Below are 16,376 nucleotides of genomic sequence, written 5' to 3' on the forward strand. Positions count from 1 at the left end.
AAATAAATCTTGCGCTGCCACATTTGATTTTCAAGCGACGTCCTAAGGATCTCGGAGCCACGCCGCGTTTGGCGAAGGGACGCACATTGCATCAGCGATTAAACTGTTCGGTTGAGGTGGATTATGACGCAATCGATCCTGGTAACTGGTGGAGCGGGCAATATCGGCAGTGCCCTCACTCGCGCGTTGGTCAAGCTACCTCAGACCCAGGTGGTCGTCGCTGACAACCTGTCGACCGGAAGTCGAGACAAGGTACAAATAGACGCGGGCAATCTGACCGTAGTAAAGGCGGATGCGAACGATTTCGACGACATCTCATCGTTGTTCTACCGCTTCCATTTCACCCACGTCTTCCATTTCGCAGCCGTGGTCGGTGTGCAGCGGACTTTGGCAAATCCGTTGCTCGTGCTGCGCGACATCACCGGTATCGAGAACGTGCTGAGGCTATGCAAGAACACCGGCGCCGAGCGTATCTACTTCGCTTCGTCATCGGAGGTATATGGCGAACCTTTCGAGATTCCTCAAAACGAGAGCACCACGCCACTTAACTCACGTCTGCCGTATGCAGTGGTGAAGAATCTTGGAGAGGTCTATCTGCGCACTTTTGAGCGTGAGTTTGGACTGCCATTTACCATTTTTCGCTTCTTCAACACCTACGGGCCACGTCAGAGCGAGGATTTCGTTCTGCCGCGATTTGTGCGTGCAGCCCTGCGCGGCGAGCCCCTGACGATTTACGGGGACGGTTCTCAGACCCGCACCTTCTGCTATGTCGACGACACGGTTGACGCTTGCATCGCGGTTCATCGAACGCGCGCGCACGAGAACGAAGTGATCAACGTTGGCAGCGACGTGGAAATGAGCATTCGACAGCTGGCCGACTTTGTCATCGAAGTGCTGGGCTCGTCATCGAAGTTGGAATTCCGACCGCCCCTTGCGGAGGGCGACATGACGCGCCGCTGTCCTGACACGAACAAGATGAAGGCTATATTGAACCGTCCCCTGGTGCCGCTCGAAGAGGGCATTCGCCGCCTCGCCGATCACCTCTCCCGACCGGAAGACCGCCCTGCACTTAGAAGAGTCGCCTGAACGAGCTGGCGGTGGGGAGTGACATGAAGCTCGTATATGTCGGTCAGCCGTACGATAGACTTTTTCCGCCTGTTCAAAACTCAATCGGTCTGATCGTCTACAATACGGCGCTGCGGCTCGGCGAAGGCCTGCAGATTACGCTCTATGGCAAGCATTATCGAGACGACACGGTGCCCGCGGACCTGCCGTTCGCGGTGCGGCGGGCTCCGGCGCGGCGTGACCGCGCGCTGCAGCGGGTCATCCACCAGTTTCCGCGTCTGGCGCGCTGGTTGCGGCTGGATCGGAAGGCCGATGACCACTCGCAATATCGTAGCAAGGTTCGTCGCTACCTCGCCGTCGATCAACCAGATATCGTCCATGTGATGAATTACTGGGCATGGTGCCGGGAACTGAAGGCAGCCAACTCATCTCATCGGCTCGTGCTTGAGATGCAGTGTGAGTGGCTGTCACAGCGTGACCACGCTCAGGTGGCCCGTCAGCTCAAAGTGGTGGATGCGGTCGTCGCCGTCAGCGACCACATCGCAACAACCTTTCGTTCTGCATTCCCGGACTATCCTGGCGTCGTTGCCACTGTCGGTAACGGCGTGGACGTTTCTTACTTTCGGCCGAGCGGGCAGCGGGCTTCCGCATCCACCAGAACCCGACGTGTCATTCTGTTCGTTGGGCGGGTGTCGCCAGAGAAGGGGCTTCACACACTGATCGAGGCCTTCAGTGAGGTTGCGGCCAGGTTTGCGGACGTGGAACTTCGGATCGCAGGGCCGCATTCTCCGCTTCCGGTGGACTTCCTGACCAGCCTCTCGTCGGATCCGCGGGTAACCGCGTTGAGCCGTTTCTACGATCGCTGGGGCAATTGCCAATATCGGGAACACTTAGAGGAACTCATCGAGCGCCACGGGTTACGTGATCGAGTTCACTTCGTGGGTAACGTGCCCCACAAGGACCTCGTAGCGACGTACCATGAGGCCGACATTGTTGTGAATCCGTCCCTCAGCGAGAGCTTCGGAATATCGGTCGTGGAGGGCATGGCATGCGGGATACCGGTGGTGGGAACGAGCGTGGGCGGGATGTGTGAATCCATTCTAGCTGGCAGGACCGGGATGCTGGTCGAAGTCGATGCTCCTGGCGAGCTCGCCCAGGCATTGATGACGATGCTGGAGGATACGGTCCGGGCAAGCGAAATGGGAAGCGAAGGGCGCAAGCGTGCCGTCGAGCTGTATTCGTGGGAGGCGCGCGCAGAACGGCTCAAGTCCGTCTATCAGAAACTGCGCCCAGGCAAGCGGGTCCATGTTTCCACAAAGATCGTCAGCCATTGAGCCTTAGCGGTGGGCGGCGATCGCAAGTGCCTCGCAGCTTGTAGGCCGATGTGATGCGCATGCGGCGATCCTCAGTGTAGCGCTCAACCCGGTATCGGTCTACGCCCAACCCATGTCGGATTGGAATAGGCCCGTCAGGCCCGCCGCTCTCTTCACTAACGGCCGTCAGGTGCGCCCAGCCCAAAGGGCGGAGTGAAGGAGGCCGAGTGAACCTGGCTGTAACGACGCCAGGCGCGAGGGCTTCAGCGCAAGGCCCGGGCGATCGCGCCGTTTATGCAGTGCGGAGGATCGGCAGCCGCATATGGATCGCCCGTTTCTCAACAAGATGCCAGCTGAGAAAGCCCGCGCAGACTGCTATAGGCACGGTCAAGATCGTTAGCTGTATAGGCGTGATTGCCGGAACATACATGATCATTAGCTTCTGAATCGGCCATGCGTAGAGATACACGCCGTACGATATATCATTCTTTCGGTTAATCGAATTTAAGACGCTGTTCTCGTTTAGAAACGCCAAATACAGGAGCAGATAACCTCCAAACACGCCCACTGCGAGGGGCGCTAGCCGCTCCGAGAACATCCCGCCTATGAGAAGGATACAGCACAAAAGCGCTACCCGATTGCTCCTCCTCACATGCTCCTTGAGCAGCTGAAACAACGCCCCAATGGAAAATATCATCGTAAAACGTACGGCATCGTCCACGTTACCGATGGGCTCAAAATTTCCAAGATCGTAGCGAAAGTAAACACCTTGCGAAATGGAACTAACGAGGATTATTGCCAGTGAAACTGACATGATCGAAAAGACAAGCGTGGCGCGACCGAGACAGAATACCACGATTGCCACAAGCACATAACAGCGAAACTCGTATGCAATAGTCCATAGTGATCCATTAACATCTGGTGCATGGGACCCGGCAAACGCCGATCCTACCTGCGCCGGGTTCAGCAAGAGCGCCATTTTGGAAAGCTTAGCCGCCCACCGGCTCGGAGATAATTCATCAAAGTCACCACCTCCCAGCCAAAATACCAGACTGATGCTGATCAAGTATGCCACAACGAATCCCGGAACTATACGAAGTACACGTCTGGACATGAAGGTGTAGAAGCTGCTTCGCATAGCGCTGTCGAGCACGAGGAAGCCACTAATGAAGAAGAAGCCGTAAACGGCCACCTGGCCGGAGGTCAACGTACCGAAGATGTTCTTCAGCACCTCACGATTCGAGTTCCCATCTATAAGTTCCGGCGAGTGGGATATAATAACAAGTGACGCAAATAATAGTCGGAAAAAGCTTAGAGCGTTGGGCCTTCGTAAGTCGAAATCACTCATTTGGTCGCCTTCGAGATGTGAACTCTTGCGTTGCGCCATTGCGATCTCAGCAAGGAGAGCCGTTTTTGGGCGGAGCGCGTCAAAGTAAGCTTAGATGCCGCCGGCGGGTATTATAAGTTCGTCCTTTGATTACCGAATACATCCTTTCGAAGGTATGTGCCTCACGACGGAGTGGATTGATTCCAACGTTTCTGAAGCAAGCGGAACAATGTTACTTTCATCATCGCTGCGATCGGAGACCGCGTTTCGGATGACTGGACGTCACGATTTCTTTGGTCTCCACCTTCCGATTGTGCCCTAGTGTCGGCACACGCCAGCGGACCAGGCCAAGACCAAGGAGGGCCAGCGCAGTGAAGCCCGCGCCCGCCAGAAAGGTCATCTGCGGTCCAAAAGCGTCCCAGAGCATGCCTGCAAGCAAGCTGGCGGCCAGCAGCGCGAGTCCGCCTGACAGGTTGAACATCCCGAAGGCGGTGCCTCTCAGCTCCGGTGGCGCGGTATCGGCGACGAGCGTTGCCAGAAGCCCTTGCGTAAGCCCCAAATGCAAACCCCAGAGAGCCACACCGAGCGCGACACCGGCAAGACTCTCAGGAAGTGCCAGCACAAGGTCCGCAGCAATCAGGATCAAGAAGCCGAAAATGAGCATGGTCAGGCGATTGACGCGGTCGGAGAGCGCGCCGGCCGGATAGGCGGCGAGCGAGTAGACCACATTCATCACCACGAGCACCAGGGGAGCGAAAACGATCGGCAGACCCGTGTCTTGCGCGCGCAGTATGAGAAAGGCCTCGCTGAACCTTGCCAACGTGAACACCGTGGCGACGCTGACGACGAGCCAGAAGGGCAAGCCCAGGCGCCGCAGCTCGGGCAGACTCAAAGGCGCGCGCACCTTGCGCAGGTCTGCAGGTCGAGCCGGCTCGCGGACGGCAATGACCAGCACCGCAACCGCCAGAAGGCCGGGAACGACAGCGGCCCAGAACACGGTCACAAACTGATTGGCGGTGAGCCACATGAGGCCGATCGCCAGGAGTGGCCCGACAAATGCGCCGACCGTGTCAAGCGACTGCCGAAGCCCGAAACTGGCGCCGCGCGCGTGAGCCGGGGCGATGTCCGCAATCAGCGCATCGCGGGGCGCACCGCGGATGCCCTTGCCGATGCGGTCGACAAAACGTGCCGCCACCAGCCAATCGACCGAGGCGGCCAATGGGAAGACCGGCTTGGTGAGCGCGGCGAGACCGTAACCGATGACCGCCAGCAGCTTGCGTTTTCCCAGCCAATCGGACAGCGCTCCGGAGAAGACCTTGGTGATGGCGGCCGCCGCTTCGGCGATGCCTTCGATGATGCCAACCGTCACCATCGATGCCCCCATGACGGTCACGAGGTAAATCGGCAGCAAAGCGTGGATCATCTCCGACGAGACATCCATCAGCAGCGAGACGAAACCAAGCGCCCAGATTCCGGTGGGGATGGTGCGAAGGGAGGCGAGGGTATCTTCCGATGTTTCGAACTGTTTCATGCTCCCGCCCTCAGCGGTTCGATACTGCCGCGATCGCCGTCTTTCCAAGCCGTGTTCAACGTAGCGAACCCGTGCCGGTCGTGTCCATTCAGATCAACGACATGGTGCACCTGACACTTCGCGACATCGGCGAATGAACGATCGCCGAACGCCTGCAGACGGCGCGAAGAACTTTGGAAAACATTGTAAAATCAATTGACTAAGCGCTGCGGCATTGCATCTCGATCGCACTTTGCGCTCTAACACTTGGAGCAGGTATGTTCCGACCTCGACTTGAAGACGACAGCACCAGCATCAGAATACGAATTCGACGGAAGTCAGCGGCCAGGAGCCGCGCGTCTGGGGCGGCGTCGCCCCGATGAGCTGCTGCGCGACGTGGACGTCGATCCGTCTGCAAGATACCTGTGGTCCTACGGCTGCGATCACGGCCACGCCACGGGTGCACATGTCGATGCTTACGTGCCGCTCGATCGTGAGGAGATTTAATGCCGATCGTCTCGAAACAAGGCATCCGCCTGGCAAGGCATGAGGAACTGGATGAAATCAGCGCGCTGGTCTCCGATGCCTTCGCATCGTTCCAGCACGCTCTGCCCCGGCACATCTTTGAACCTTACGTAAACGATGCCTGCGATCTTGCGGGGCGATGGGAGGATGCGAACCTGGCGGTGCTCGAACACCAAGGACGGCTCGTCGGGACAGTCAGCTACTACGCGGAGGCCGCCCACGAAGGCATGGGCTGGCCTCCTGGGCTGGCGGGCCTCAGGACCCTCGCGGTTGCTCCCTCGGCGCAGGGACACGGCCATGGCCGCGCGCTTTGCGAATGGTGCGTGATGCGGGCCCGCCACCAGGGCGCAGGCGCCCTTGCGCTCCACACTGCCTCGTTCATGACGTCGGCATGCACGCTGTATGAGAACCTCGGCTTCCAGAGGCGCCCCTCCCATGACCTGTTCGCATCTGATATTATCGGCTTTGACCCGGCTCTCGGCGATCAAAAGGTCATCGCTTACCTATTGCCGCTTCAGCATATCGACAGCTCCGATCGATAAAGATCCGACCCACTGTTGGAACGGAATGGACCCTCTCGCTTTCCGAGATGCTGTCTCGCAGCTTCCATCGGTTGTCCCGATGCCCGTGGATCCTATCTTGAGCTGTGAGAGCCAACTTCCAACCGATGGGCGATTGCCGACGAGCCCGACGGAGTTGGTCGGGTCTAACATTGTCAGCAATAAGGAGCCTGAAATGGGTGCACCTTCTCCTGAACTTTGCAATCTTTGGCTTGCGCGAGCTTTCAATGCCCAGGACGTGGAGGCTGCCGCTGCGATGTATCATCCCGAGGCGTCGATCGTTCAGGTCGATCAAGTCCATGGCGGCACCAGGATAGCGCGTGGGCGCGACGGCATCCGCGAGACGATGGCCGCTTATATCGGCATGAAGCCTCAGATGGACGTTGTCACGCATCACACCACTGTGTCAGGCGGCTTCGCCATGACCCGTTCGCAGTGGCTCATCAGGGGTGAGGACGACCAGGGCAGACCGATCGAAGTGCATCATCACGGGATGGAGGTGCATCGGAAGCTGCCAGACGGCACTTGGGCCTTCTTCATTGACCATCCTTTCGGCGCCGATCCTTCCTGGGCAGTCGAAGCTCCGCCTGTGACCAATTGAGCAAGCCCGGTGGGGAGGAGAAGGCCGTTGTTTGGCTGGGCGCCGCCTAACCCCGGCCAGCTGTCATGGCGATGAAGCATTCGCGCAAGGGCAGGGGCGTTTTCGGCCGCAGGTGTCAGCGCCAACCCAGGGCCGGGGCGATATGGGTCAGGATCGCCTCGATCACATGCGCATTGTAATCGACGCCGAGCTGGTTGGGGACGGTGAGCAGCAGCGTGTCTGCCTCCATGATGGCATCGTCCTTCTTCAGTTCCTCGATGAGGACGTCCGGCTCGGCGGCATAGGTGCGGCCGAACACGGCGCGCGTGTCCGCTTCGATGTAACCGAAATGATCCTCGCTCTCACTGCTGCCGAAATAGGCGCGGTCGCGATCGTCGACCAGCGCGAAGATGCTACGGCTCACAGACACCCGCGGCTTGCGGTCGTGACCGGCCTCCTTCCAGGCCGCACGAAAGGCCCGGATCTGGTCGGCCTGCTGGATGTGAAAGGGTTTTCCGCTTTCGTCGAACTTGAGCGTGGAGCTCTGCAGGTTCATTCCTGATTTCGCCGCCCATTCCGCGGTGGCGTTGGTGGCGGCGCCCCACCAGATCCTGTCGCGCAGACCCTCCGAGTGCGGCTCGACGCGAAGCAGGCCGGGAGGATTGGGAAACATCGGCCGCGGATTGGGCTGGGCAAAGCCTTTGCCGCGCAAGACTTCGAGCAACACCTGCGTGTGTCGCCGGGCCATGTCGGCATCGCTCTCGCCCTCTTGCGGCGCGTAGCCGAAGTAGCGCCATCCGTCGATCACCTGCTCGGGCGAGCCGCGGCTGATGCCTAGCTGCAAACGCCCGCCGGCGATCAGGTCGGCAGCGCCCGCGTCCTCGGCCATGTAGAGCGGGTTTTCGTAGCGCATGTCGATGACGGCCGTGCCGATCTCGATCCTACGGGTCTTGGCGCCGACGGCCGCCAGCAGCGGAAACGGCGAGCCGAGCTGACGGGCAAAGTGATGCACGCGAAAATACGCCCCGTCGGCGCCCAGCTCTTCGGCAGCGACGGCAAGCTCAATGGACTGCAGGAATGCGTCGGATGCCGACCGCGTCTGTGACTGGGGCGAGGGCGCCCAGTGTCCGAACGACAGAAAACCGATATTCTTCATGAGGGCACCGCGTCAGGTAAGAGGTTCGCGTTATCTAGTTACGAAACCGTTGGCGCGCCACACCGAATTCCGGCCTGAGAGATACGAAGAAGGGCAGGAGGGGTTTCTGCTGCAGCCCGCTCTCCTTGGTGAGATTGATACGGATTTCCTAACGGACAATCAGCCTAATGATGAGCCCCACGCTTGGGGACAAGGAAATCGGTATGGTCGTGCCATCTTCCAGCGATTAGCCGGTTCAAGCGCACCACTGCTTGGCAGTGGAGGTGGGCACCGCTACCGAAGCAACTTCGCGCCTCACCCTACATCTCCGTCACAAATTTTGTCCGCAGATAGGCGTCAAGCCCTTCGATGCCGCTCTCTGAGCCATAGCCGGATTCATTGACGCCGCCGAACGGTGTTTCCGGTGTCGACACCATCATATGGTTGACGCCGACATGCCGGCTTCCAGTGCCGCCTCGGTCTTCTGGGCGAGGCTGAGATTGCGGGTGGGTGGCTGCGGAGCGCGGAAGGTCGCTACACTGCCTTCCAACGTGCAGCGTTGGGTCCAACGGTCAGAGCGGCCCTTGGACCGTTGGCGTTGGATCACCTCGCCAAGTCATCCGATAGATGGCCCCCTGCCGAACCGACTGTACCGCAGCAGGCCTCAACGCAACGAGGCAGGTGCCGCCCTTGTGTCTCACGGAGGGATAGATAATACCGTTGAGACCCGCGGCCCGGGCGCTGTCGGCCAACGCGTTGCCAACCGGATAAGCCTTCGCCTTATCCGGATCGAGCGATGGGTGACTAGGGACCTGTCGCAGATCGAGGAAATCGCCAGCGAGGCTGCAGAACATTTCCGCATATTCGACGGTGGCGTTGAAGTCGCCCGCGTCCGCCAGCGCGTTCGTCAGGTGATAGCCTACTTCACTCAGGCAGGTGGCGACGTCGAAGGCGGCGTACCAGGCACCGCGGTCGGCGCCATTGAACCGGTTGGGTTGCTGCGGCTTGGCGTAGGCAAAGGATGCATTGATGAAGTGCGCATGGGGCACGTCGTAGACGAGTTCGTTGGCGGCAAGACCTGAAATGCCTCGGTCCTGGGCGATAAGCCGGCTGCTCGTTGCCCCTTCAATTTCCGCGAGGAGATCGAGTTCTTCATCGCCGTCCACCAATGGGACAAGCACCGCCGCACGCAGGCGCGCCGTCGTCACCAAGCGGACAGTCTTCCGGAACGCCTCGGTGACGACCGGCACGCTGTCGATCGACAATCACAGTCCTCCACGGACTGCATCGACATATCTGCGCACCTCGAGCATCTGTGGAATGCCGCCCTTCATCATCGACTCGATGGGATTCATGCGGGCGAAGAGGGGACCCTTGTTGTCGAGCTTGGGCCAGCGATCGGCCATATCGTCAGCGAACAGCAGGTGGAGGCCCTTGTAGATCCCGACCAAGGCCGAGATACGGGTCAACTGGTCCTGGCTGAGGGACTTGTCCTTTCCCCCTTGCTTCAGCCGCTCCCAGGTGCTTGTCGAAACGTCGAGCAGTGCCGCGGCCTGTTGCCCCGTAAGCCCCCAATGCTCGACGAGACGCTTGTAGGCCTTGAGCGCCACCTTCGACAGTCTGGTGCGATCGGCTTCGGCAGAGAAGTCCTGTCGTTCCGGCAGGATGGGAAGTGCGCGCGCGGCGGTGAGCATTGGCTTTCTCCATCACTTGATAGTCAATCTATACATCAGATGATGGCACACTGTCCAGAATGCAAGGCCCTTTTCGAAGGAGGGGTTCTCCCTCTGGCGCAACCAAGAGCAACTGGGTTGTGATCGCTCACCTGCATCAGAACGTCGGCGTTGAGGTAGGTCACGGTCGCATTTGCGAGCCCAGCGCCGCCTTTGGCCAATCCGAGAGCAAGTGATGCCGCGCGGCAGGAAGATGCTCTCGCCTGCGGTCAGGCGTCGAGGCTGGCCGTCGATCACCGCAGTCAGCTCGCCTTCGATGATGTAAACCGTCTCGTCGTCCTTGGCGTGGACATGGATCGGCGTCCTCGTGTTTCCGTCGCTTTTGTTCTCGAAGAGGCAGAACTGCCCCGCGGTCTGTTCTCCGGACAGCAGGCGTTTCATGACGATGCCTGCAAGAACGAACGTTTTGCTGTCGATATCACTCATCGTCGTTTCCTTTCCAAGGGATCGTGCAGGTGAAGGTGGCGGGGTCTCCATTCAGCGAGTTTGGGATACCTAAGGCGATCGACGCATCGCAACAGGTCGATGAGTTTTTTCGCGGGCGCTGTCGGCGCAGTGAACGGCCGGTTCAGCCGGCGCAATCAGTCTCGGCGCGCAATGATCCAGTCGGCTGCCGCCGCGAGATCGGCGACGGTTGCGGTCGGGCGCGGATCAAACCGTTTCTCATCGCCCTGCCGGTATTTACCTGTCCGCACCAGCAATGCGCCCGAAAGTCCGGCGCGCAGGGCGCCGGCTATATCGGCCTCGGCGTCGTCGCCGACCATGATCGCCTGATCCGGCGGACAGTCCATGCTTGCCAGCGCCGACAGAAAGAATGCCGACGAGGGCTTGCCGAGAACGGTCGCGCGTTTCAGGGAGGCAAATTCCAATGCCGCGACGAATGGCCCTGCATCGAGGCTGAGCCCGCCGTCGCCATCACGAAACGTCCGGTTGGTGGCAAGGGCCAGCAATTCGGCCCCCGCGTTCAGCTCGCGGAACGCGTCATTCAACGCCGCGTAGGTGAAGGCGTCTCCGGCATCGCCGACGATGACGGCGCGCCTGTCGTGATCCGGCAGTTCGTCAAAATCCGGCGCAAGGCCGGGATGAATCAGCAAACATGGCGCACGGCCATCCCGAAGCAGCCATTCACGCGCGGCCTGCGCCGGCGTGAAAACATCTGCTTTGGTAACGGCTAACCCCATCGCCTCCAGACGTTCGAGAACCCTCTGTTTCGACGAGCGCGTGGTATTGCTTACGAAGCGTACGGCCAAACCGGCCTGGCGCAAACGCGCGACGGCGTCGACCCCGCCTGGTATGGCGGTCTCGCCATCATAGATGACGCCTGCAAGGTCCAGCAGCACACCCCTTGTCATCGATCCAGCATGACCACGAGTCCGCCATGCGTCAAATCCGCAACAAGGCTATGGTTTCTTTGGATCGGGGCGGACAGGCGACATAGCGATGATCCGCATCCGCGGCGCCGGCTCGTCGGCAACGTCGAACGGAAGCCTAAACACACGAGCCGCCAAACCATGGTCAATTCCATCGACCAGAAATGCACGGGCGGGCGACGGGTTTTCCCATCGACACTCGTTGAAGCCATATAGCGGGTGCAGGATGACGGTCGTGTCGGGTCTGGCGTGGTGGAACGAGAAGGCAGAGCGTGGGCGAAACCGACGAGCGGCTGCTGGCGCTGATCGCGCAAAACAATGCGGAAGCGGTGGAGGCCATGGTCGAGCGCAAGCTGCCGCGGTTGATCCGTCTCGCCACGCGAATGCTGGGCGACCGCGGAGAGGCGGAGGACGTCGCGCAGGAAACCTTCTTGCGCATCTGGCGGGCGGCGCCGGGGTGGCGCGCCGGCGAGGCGAAGTTCGACACATGGCTGCATCGGGTCGCACTCAATCTCTGCTACGACCGGCTGCGCAGGCGGCGCGAAACACCGGTGGCGGAACTTCCCGACCGCCCCGACGAACGCCCGGGCGCGGAAGCGGACATGCTTGCGGCCGACGATCAGCGCCAGGTGCGGCGCGCTCTGGCCGAACTGCCGGAGCGCCAGCGTGAGGCGATCATGCTGCAATATTATCAGGAGCTTTCGAACGGCGATGCGGCAGAAATCATGGGGATCAGCATCGAGGCATTGGAAAGCCTGTTGTCGCGGGCGCGGCGGCAGCTGCGCTCCAGGCTCGGACGGGACAGGAACGAAATGACATGACTCCAGAAAGATTTTCCGAGATCGTTGCCGCCTATGGCGGGTCGCCGCGGCGCTGGCCCGAGAACGAGCGGGCGGCGGCGCTGGGCTTCATCGCCGCCAACCCGGCTCAAGCCGAAGTCGCGCTTGCACCGGCGGCGGAACTCGACGATCTGTTGTCGCGCCATCGCGTTGCAGCTCCGGACGGCGCGCTCGCGCGAAGGATCATCGCCACGGCGCCGCAGGCGCTGTGGCGCCGCACGCGGCTCGTCTGGCGGTGCGCCGGGTTGGCAGGCATCGGACTGGCGGGCGCGCTGGCCGGTGTGCTGACAGTCGCCGTGCTGTTGCCGCTCGACAACGCCCCTGACGATGGCGACGCCTATGCGCTGACCGTATTCGGCGACATGCAGGGGGACGTGCAATGAGCGAACGCAGCATCAAGGTCCTGCTTGCCGTCTCGCTGGCGCTCAACATCTTCGTGCTCGGCGCCGCCGCCGGCGCTGGCTACATGTGGCGCACACAGGACGGGCAGCGCGCCGGAGCGGGCGACCAGCGCGGCCTGCGCTTCGCCGCAGCCGGCCTGTCGCCCGAGCAGCGCAAGGCGTTCCGCCAGGCGCTCGCTGAGGCGCGGCGCCAGTCGGCTGCCGACATCGAAGCGGCTCGGACCGGCCGCGAGGAGGTCGCGCGCCTGATCGAGGCCGAGCCGATCGACGCAGCGGCGGTCAACGAGACGCTCGCCTCGGTCCGGCAAGCCGATATGGCGCTGCGCGGCCGGCTCGAACAGGCGATCGTGACCTTCGCGACGGAACTGACGCCAGCCGACAGGGCTCGGCTTGTCGACGGCCTGCGCGGCCGCACCAACATGCTGCGCCGAGCACGCGAAAAATAGAGCTGGAAACAGCGACGGATTCCTGTCACCGCCGCGTTGAAGCCTTTGAAAGCAATGCTGACGGAGGCACGATTGGCACGTCCGAGCGAGGTCGCGGTTGCGCTCAACCGCTTCGGCCTGGGCGCCCGGCCCGAAGACGAGGCGCCGGCCGACCCAAAATCCTGGTTGCTGGCGCAGTTCGAAAGCTACGACGCAAACCCGGCCGTCTTTTCCGGCGCGCCGGACTCGGCCACACTCGGTGACGGTTACGCCGAGACGATGCTCGAGGCCAAGGGCGCCGACGCGGACGCAAAGATGGCCGCCCGCAAGACGGCGCGCCAGGAGGCTCAAGCGCTTTATCGCGACGAGGTCGACATGCGAGCACGCGCGGCGCTCGCAACATCGACCCCCTTCGTCGAGCGGCTCGTGCATTTCTGGTCGAACCATTTCGCCATCTCGGCGGAGAAACCGCAGCTGACCCTGATCGCCGGCGCCTTCGAACGCGAGGCGATCCGCCCGCATGTGCTCGGCCGCTTCGAGGATATGCTGCTCGCCGCCGTGCGCCACCCGGCGATGCTGCTCTATCTCGACCAGGTGCGCTCGATCGGTCCCAACTCAAGATTTGCCAACCGTGCCGCAAAACGTGGCGGCAAGCGCAAGCCCGGCATCAACGAGAATCTGGCCCGCGAAATCATGGAACTGCACACGCTCGGCGTGCGCTCTGGCTACAGCCAGGCCGATGTGACCGAATTCGCGCTGGCGCTGACCGGTTTCAGCACCGGCCGCGCTCGAGAGCGAGACCAAGCCGGCGCCTTCACCTTTCGACCCGGGTTGCACGAGCCCGGCGAACGCACGATCATGGGCAAGACCTACGATCAGAGCGGGAAGAGACAGGCGCTCGCCGTGCTCGGCGACCTCGCGGCGGCCGAGGCGACCGCAACACACATCGCCGCCAAGCTGGCGCGCCACTTCATCGCCGACGAGCCGCCGGCAGCGGTCGTGACGCGGCTCGCCGAAGCCTTTCGCCGGTCAAAGGGCGATCTCGTCGCCGTCTACCACGCGCTCATCGACAGCCCGGAAGCCTGGCAGCCGGCGGCGGCGAAGTTCAAGACGCCGTGGGAATGGACGATCTCGGCGCTGCGTGGCCTGGGCCGCAGCGACATCGGCAAGCCACGCCTGGCGCCACTGCTCAACCAGCTCGGCCAACCGGTGTGGCGGCCGCGTTCGCCGGCGGGCTATGACGACGTTGCCGGGAGCTGGGCCGCGCCCGACGCACTGGTCCGCCGGGTCGAGGCGGCGCAGCGGCTGGCGGCGCAGAGCGACGACGTCGATCCGCGCGACCTCGCGCGAAAGCTCTTTGCCGGTTCACTTAACGAGCTGACAGTGGCCGAGGTCGACCGCGCCGAGAGCCGGCGCACCGGCATCGCGTTGCTGTTGGTGTCGCCCGACTTCCAGAGGAGATGACTTCCAGAGGAGATGACCAAGGTGAAACGCCGCCAATTCCTTACCTTCGCCGGCGTCGGCCTCGGCTCGATGCTGATCGCGCCGCGCATCGTCTTTGCCAATGTGGAGACCGACCGCCGCTTCGTTTTCATCATCCAGCGCGGCGCCGCGGATGGGCTGAACACGATCGTTCCCTATGCCGACTCGGCTTACCGCGCACTGCGCGGCTCATTGACCATCGACAACCCGATAAAGCTCGATGGTACGTTTGGCCTGCACCCCTCGCTCACCGGGCTCCGCAAGCTGCATCGGGACAAGCAGGCATTGTTCGTCCACGCGGTCGCTTCACCCTACCGCGAGCGCTCGCATTTCGATGGTCAGAACGTGCTCGAAAGCGGCGGCGCCTCGCCCTATGAACGCAAGGACGGCTGGCTGAACCGGCTGGTCGGTATGCTGCCGAAGTCCCGTGGCGAAGCGATCGCTTTCGCGCCGACCATCCCGCTGGCGCTGCGAGGCCGGGCGGACGTCACCTCCTATGCGCCATCCGCTCTGCCAGAGGCGCCGGACGACCTGATGATGCGCGTCGGCAAGCTCTATGACGCCGACGAACAGCTGCATGCGCTGTGGAGCAGCGCGATGGAGACACGGGCGCTGGGCGCGGTGAGCGCGCAGCGCAAGGACGCGGCGAACGTCGGCCGCACCGCCGCGGGCTTCCTCTCCAAGGCCGACGGACCGCGCGTTGCCATGATCGAAACCAGCGGCTGGGACACGCATAGCGGCCAGCAGGGCCGGTTGGCCAACCAGCTCAGAGCGCTCGACGCGCTCATCGATGCGTTACGCGCTGGGCTCGGTGACGTTTGGAGGGACACGACCGTGCTGGTCGCCACCGAGTTCGGCCGTACAGCCGCCGCCAACGGTACGGGCGGTACCGACCACGGAACGGCATCGGCCGCGCTGCTCGCTGGAGGAGCGGTGAATGGCGGGCGCGTGCTGGCCGACTGGCCGGGGCTATCCACCGGTGCGCTCCACCAAGGACGCGATCTTGCGCCGACGCTCGACCTCGACGCGCTGATTGCGGTGACGGCCGCCGAAACGTTTGGCCTCGATCCGCAAGAGACGATGCGCACGCTCTTTGCCGGAGGTCGATCCAACGTGGCAATCTCCGATATCGTGCACAAGCAGGCGGGCTGAAAGCTCGTTTCCGAGCAGCTCGGAAAGCGTCCTGAAGAGATGCGAGCACTGCTTGCCGTAAACCTTGAGCCGGCGGTCGCTCCGCATCATGCAGACGCAGGCTCCCCTAGACGACAGCGTGAAGACGGGACCGAATCCCCGGCATCTGGCGTGGTGACGGGAAACCCCGTCGCTGCACCTACCATTAGGCCGTTTCGAGCCGGCTGAACCGAACTGGGATAAACTGCTTGGTCTCGAGTTGCCCTGCCGCATCCTTGCCGATGACAGTCAGGAATTGTGCTTGTTCAGACCCCAAAGGCAGAACCAGGCGTCCCCCCGGCTTGAGTTGCTTCAATAAGGCCGGCGGTGTCCGCTCAGCCGCCACCGTGACCAGGATCTTGTCGAATGGGGCATGCTCGGACCAGCCGCGAGACCCGTCTCCAACACGAATGCCGACATTGGACAGGCCGAGGCCCCGCAGGAGAGCCTCCGCATGGTTTGCGAATTCCTCGATGATTTCGACGCTCCAAACTTGCCCGGCGAGTTCCGCGAGAATTGCGGTTTGGTAGCCCAGGCCGGTGCCGATCTCGAGCACTGCCTCGTGCGGTTGCGGGGCAAGGAGATCGGTCATGAGAGCAACGATGAAGGGCTGCGAGATGGTTTTATCGAAGCCGATCGGCAGCGGCATGTCCTGATAGGCATAAGGCGCAACCGACGCTGGCACGAAGAGATGCCGGGGTATCCGGCTCATCGCCGCCATGACCCGCTTATCGAGCGTAGTCTTGCCAAGTTCTTCGCTTGCAAGATCGGTGTGGATTGCAATCATCTCGACCATGTGCCTGCGCAGCACCGCGAGATGCTCTTCGTTCATTGGCTTCACCATCGGGCTTTCCTCAACCAGACTTGCTGCCAAGATAGGCTTCCTGTTCGTCACAGCAACGCCCGCCATCGTTTCCAGTGGCGGGTGCCCAACGGCGAGC

Annotated in this window: 18 protein-coding genes; 9 read left to right on the plus strand and 9 right to left on the minus strand. The window is 61.9% G+C overall.

What is annotated here, in order from left to right; all coding sequences use genetic code 11:
* The first annotated feature begins 123 nt into the window (after nucleotides 1-123).
* Entirely contained in the window at nucleotides 124-1,086 is a 963-nt protein-coding gene (locus tag EJ066_RS17785; RefSeq protein ID WP_189644299.1) for an NAD-dependent epimerase/dehydratase family protein, read from the plus strand.
* A gap of 23 nt (nucleotides 1,087-1,109) precedes the next feature.
* Nucleotides 1,110-2,399 (plus strand): glycosyltransferase family 4 protein, encoded by a 1,290-nt coding sequence (locus tag EJ066_RS17790; RefSeq protein WP_126040145.1) that lies wholly within the window; start codon nucleotides 1,110-1,112, stop codon nucleotides 2,397-2,399.
* 271 nt (nucleotides 2,400-2,670) lie between these two features.
* Here EJ066_RS17790 and EJ066_RS17795 read toward each other — a convergent pair whose 3' ends face one another.
* Both EJ066_RS17795 and EJ066_RS17800 read right to left on the minus strand, forming a co-directional pair.
* Nucleotides 2,671-3,765 carry an acyltransferase gene (locus EJ066_RS17795; protein ID WP_126040147.1) on the minus strand — a complete coding sequence of 365 codons (1,095 nt, stop codon included), beginning with the start codon at nucleotides 3,763-3,765 and terminating at the stop codon, nucleotides 2,671-2,673.
* Nucleotides 3,766-3,946: 181 nt separating this feature from the next.
* Nucleotides 3,947-5,236, minus strand: coding sequence for an MFS transporter (locus EJ066_RS17800; protein ID WP_126040149.1), 1,290 nt, complete (start codon nucleotides 5,234-5,236; stop codon nucleotides 3,947-3,949).
* Nucleotides 5,237-5,721: 485 nt separating this feature from the next.
* Here EJ066_RS17800 and EJ066_RS17805 point away from each other — a divergent pair, with 485 nt between their 5' ends.
* On the plus strand, nucleotides 5,722-6,282 hold the full coding sequence (locus EJ066_RS17805) for a GNAT family N-acetyltransferase (protein WP_126040151.1): 561 nt from the start codon (nucleotides 5,722-5,724) through the stop codon (nucleotides 6,280-6,282).
* Nucleotides 6,283-6,475: 193 nt separating this feature from the next.
* Nucleotides 6,476-6,901: a nuclear transport factor 2 family protein gene (locus tag EJ066_RS31445; protein ID WP_189644300.1), complete on the plus strand. Its 426-nt coding sequence runs from the start codon at nucleotides 6,476-6,478 to the stop codon at nucleotides 6,899-6,901.
* Nucleotides 6,902-7,016: 115 nt separating this feature from the next.
* Here the strand turns inward: EJ066_RS31445 and EJ066_RS17815 are convergent, their stop codons facing one another.
* The 6 genes from EJ066_RS17815 to EJ066_RS17840 all read right to left on the minus strand — a co-directional run bounded on the left by EJ066_RS17815 (nucleotide 7,017) and on the right by EJ066_RS17840 (nucleotide 11,100).
* Nucleotides 7,017-8,036 carry an LLM class flavin-dependent oxidoreductase gene (locus EJ066_RS17815; protein ID WP_126040155.1) on the minus strand — a complete coding sequence of 340 codons (1,020 nt, stop codon included), beginning with the start codon at nucleotides 8,034-8,036 and terminating at the stop codon, nucleotides 7,017-7,019.
* Nucleotides 8,037-8,335: 299 nt separating this feature from the next.
* The gene (locus tag EJ066_RS32120; protein ID WP_245454932.1) at nucleotides 8,336-8,455 is read right to left on the minus strand and encodes an aldehyde dehydrogenase family protein; all 120 of its coding nucleotides are present in this window, start codon (nucleotides 8,453-8,455) and stop codon (nucleotides 8,336-8,338) included.
* A gap of 132 nt (nucleotides 8,456-8,587) precedes the next feature.
* Nucleotides 8,588-9,280, minus strand: coding sequence for an RES family NAD+ phosphorylase (locus tag EJ066_RS17825; protein WP_126040157.1), 693 nt, complete (start codon nucleotides 9,278-9,280; stop codon nucleotides 8,588-8,590).
* The gene (locus EJ066_RS17830; RefSeq protein ID WP_126040159.1) at nucleotides 9,281-9,709 is read right to left on the minus strand and encodes an antitoxin Xre-like helix-turn-helix domain-containing protein; all 429 of its coding nucleotides are present in this window, start codon (nucleotides 9,707-9,709) and stop codon (nucleotides 9,281-9,283) included. It abuts the gene before it with no gap.
* 12 nt (nucleotides 9,710-9,721) lie between these two features.
* Entirely contained in the window at nucleotides 9,722-10,174 is a 453-nt protein-coding gene (locus EJ066_RS32125; protein ID WP_245454933.1) for a cupin domain-containing protein, read from the minus strand.
* A gap of 155 nt (nucleotides 10,175-10,329) precedes the next feature.
* Nucleotides 10,330-11,100 carry a TIGR01458 family HAD-type hydrolase gene (locus EJ066_RS17840; RefSeq protein ID WP_126040161.1) on the minus strand — a complete coding sequence of 257 codons (771 nt, stop codon included), beginning with the start codon at nucleotides 11,098-11,100 and terminating at the stop codon, nucleotides 10,330-10,332.
* A 290-nt stretch (nucleotides 11,101-11,390) separates the two neighbouring features.
* Between EJ066_RS17840 and EJ066_RS17845 the strand changes: the two genes are divergently transcribed.
* From EJ066_RS17845 to EJ066_RS17865, 5 genes are all read left to right on the plus strand, one after another.
* Complete coding sequence (locus tag EJ066_RS17845) at nucleotides 11,391-11,939, plus strand: RNA polymerase sigma factor (RefSeq protein ID WP_126040163.1); 549 nt, start codon at nucleotides 11,391-11,393, stop codon at nucleotides 11,937-11,939.
* Entirely contained in the window at nucleotides 11,936-12,340 is a 405-nt protein-coding gene (locus tag EJ066_RS17850) for a hypothetical protein (RefSeq protein WP_126040165.1), read from the plus strand. The genes EJ066_RS17845 and EJ066_RS17850 overlap by 4 nt, the downstream gene beginning before the upstream one ends.
* Nucleotides 12,337-12,804, plus strand: a complete 468-nt coding sequence (locus EJ066_RS17855) for a periplasmic heavy metal sensor (RefSeq protein WP_126040167.1) — start codon at nucleotides 12,337-12,339, stop codon at nucleotides 12,802-12,804. The genes EJ066_RS17850 and EJ066_RS17855 overlap by 4 nt, the downstream gene beginning before the upstream one ends.
* A 72-nt stretch (nucleotides 12,805-12,876) precedes the next feature.
* Entirely contained in the window at nucleotides 12,877-14,247 is a 1,371-nt protein-coding gene (locus EJ066_RS17860) for a DUF1800 domain-containing protein (RefSeq protein ID WP_245454934.1), read from the plus strand.
* 21 nt (nucleotides 14,248-14,268) lie between these two features.
* Nucleotides 14,269-15,417 carry a DUF1501 domain-containing protein gene (locus tag EJ066_RS17865; RefSeq protein ID WP_245454935.1) on the plus strand — a complete coding sequence of 383 codons (1,149 nt, stop codon included), beginning with the start codon at nucleotides 14,269-14,271 and terminating at the stop codon, nucleotides 15,415-15,417.
* A 184-nt stretch (nucleotides 15,418-15,601) separates the two neighbouring features.
* On the opposite strand, the gene EJ066_RS17870 is transcribed toward EJ066_RS17865, so the two are convergent.
* Complete coding sequence (locus tag EJ066_RS17870) at nucleotides 15,602-16,276, minus strand: protein-L-isoaspartate(D-aspartate) O-methyltransferase (protein ID WP_126043942.1); 675 nt, start codon at nucleotides 16,274-16,276, stop codon at nucleotides 15,602-15,604.
* Nucleotides 16,277-16,376: the final 100 nt, after the last annotated feature.

The sequence above is a fragment of the Mesorhizobium sp. M9A.F.Ca.ET.002.03.1.2 genome (genome assembly GCF_003952365.1).
Taxonomy (GTDB): domain Bacteria; phylum Pseudomonadota; class Alphaproteobacteria; order Rhizobiales; family Rhizobiaceae; genus Mesorhizobium.

What these genes read in the sequence shown, in the direction of transcription:
- EJ066_RS17855 (WP_126040167.1), top strand. Translation starts at nt 12,337, where the DNA reads ATGAGCGAACGCAGCATCAAGGTCCTGCTTGCCGTCTCGCTGGCGCTC.
- EJ066_RS17795 (WP_126040147.1), bottom strand. Translation starts at nt 3,765, where the DNA reads ATGGCGCAACGCAAGAGTTCACATCTCGAAGGCGACCAAATGAGTGAT.
- EJ066_RS32125 (WP_245454933.1), bottom strand. Translation starts at nt 10,174, where the DNA reads ATGAGTGATATCGACAGCAAAACGTTCGTTCTTGCAGGCATCGTCATG.
- EJ066_RS17815 (WP_126040155.1), bottom strand. Translation starts at nt 8,036, where the DNA reads ATGAAGAATATCGGTTTTCTGTCGTTCGGACACTGGGCGCCCTCGCCC.
- EJ066_RS17785 (WP_189644299.1), top strand. Translation starts at nt 124, where the DNA reads ATGACGCAATCGATCCTGGTAACTGGTGGAGCGGGCAATATCGGCAGT.
- EJ066_RS17850 (WP_126040165.1), top strand. Translation starts at nt 11,936, where the DNA reads ATGACTCCAGAAAGATTTTCCGAGATCGTTGCCGCCTATGGCGGGTCG.
- EJ066_RS17800 (WP_126040149.1), bottom strand. Translation starts at nt 5,236, where the DNA reads ATGAAACAGTTCGAAACATCGGAAGATACCCTCGCCTCCCTTCGCACC.
- EJ066_RS32120 (WP_245454932.1), bottom strand. Translation starts at nt 8,455, where the DNA reads ATGATGGTGTCGACACCGGAAACACCGTTCGGCGGCGTCAATGAATCC.
- EJ066_RS17840 (WP_126040161.1), bottom strand. Translation starts at nt 11,100, where the DNA reads ATGACAAGGGGTGTGCTGCTGGACCTTGCAGGCGTCATCTATGATGGC.
- EJ066_RS31445 (WP_189644300.1), top strand. Translation starts at nt 6,476, where the DNA reads ATGGGTGCACCTTCTCCTGAACTTTGCAATCTTTGGCTTGCGCGAGCT.
- EJ066_RS17805 (WP_126040151.1), top strand. Translation starts at nt 5,722, where the DNA reads ATGCCGATCGTCTCGAAACAAGGCATCCGCCTGGCAAGGCATGAGGAA.
- EJ066_RS17830 (WP_126040159.1), bottom strand. Translation starts at nt 9,709, where the DNA reads ATGCTCACCGCCGCGCGCGCACTTCCCATCCTGCCGGAACGACAGGAC.
- EJ066_RS17790 (WP_126040145.1), top strand. Translation starts at nt 1,110, where the DNA reads ATGAAGCTCGTATATGTCGGTCAGCCGTACGATAGACTTTTTCCGCCT.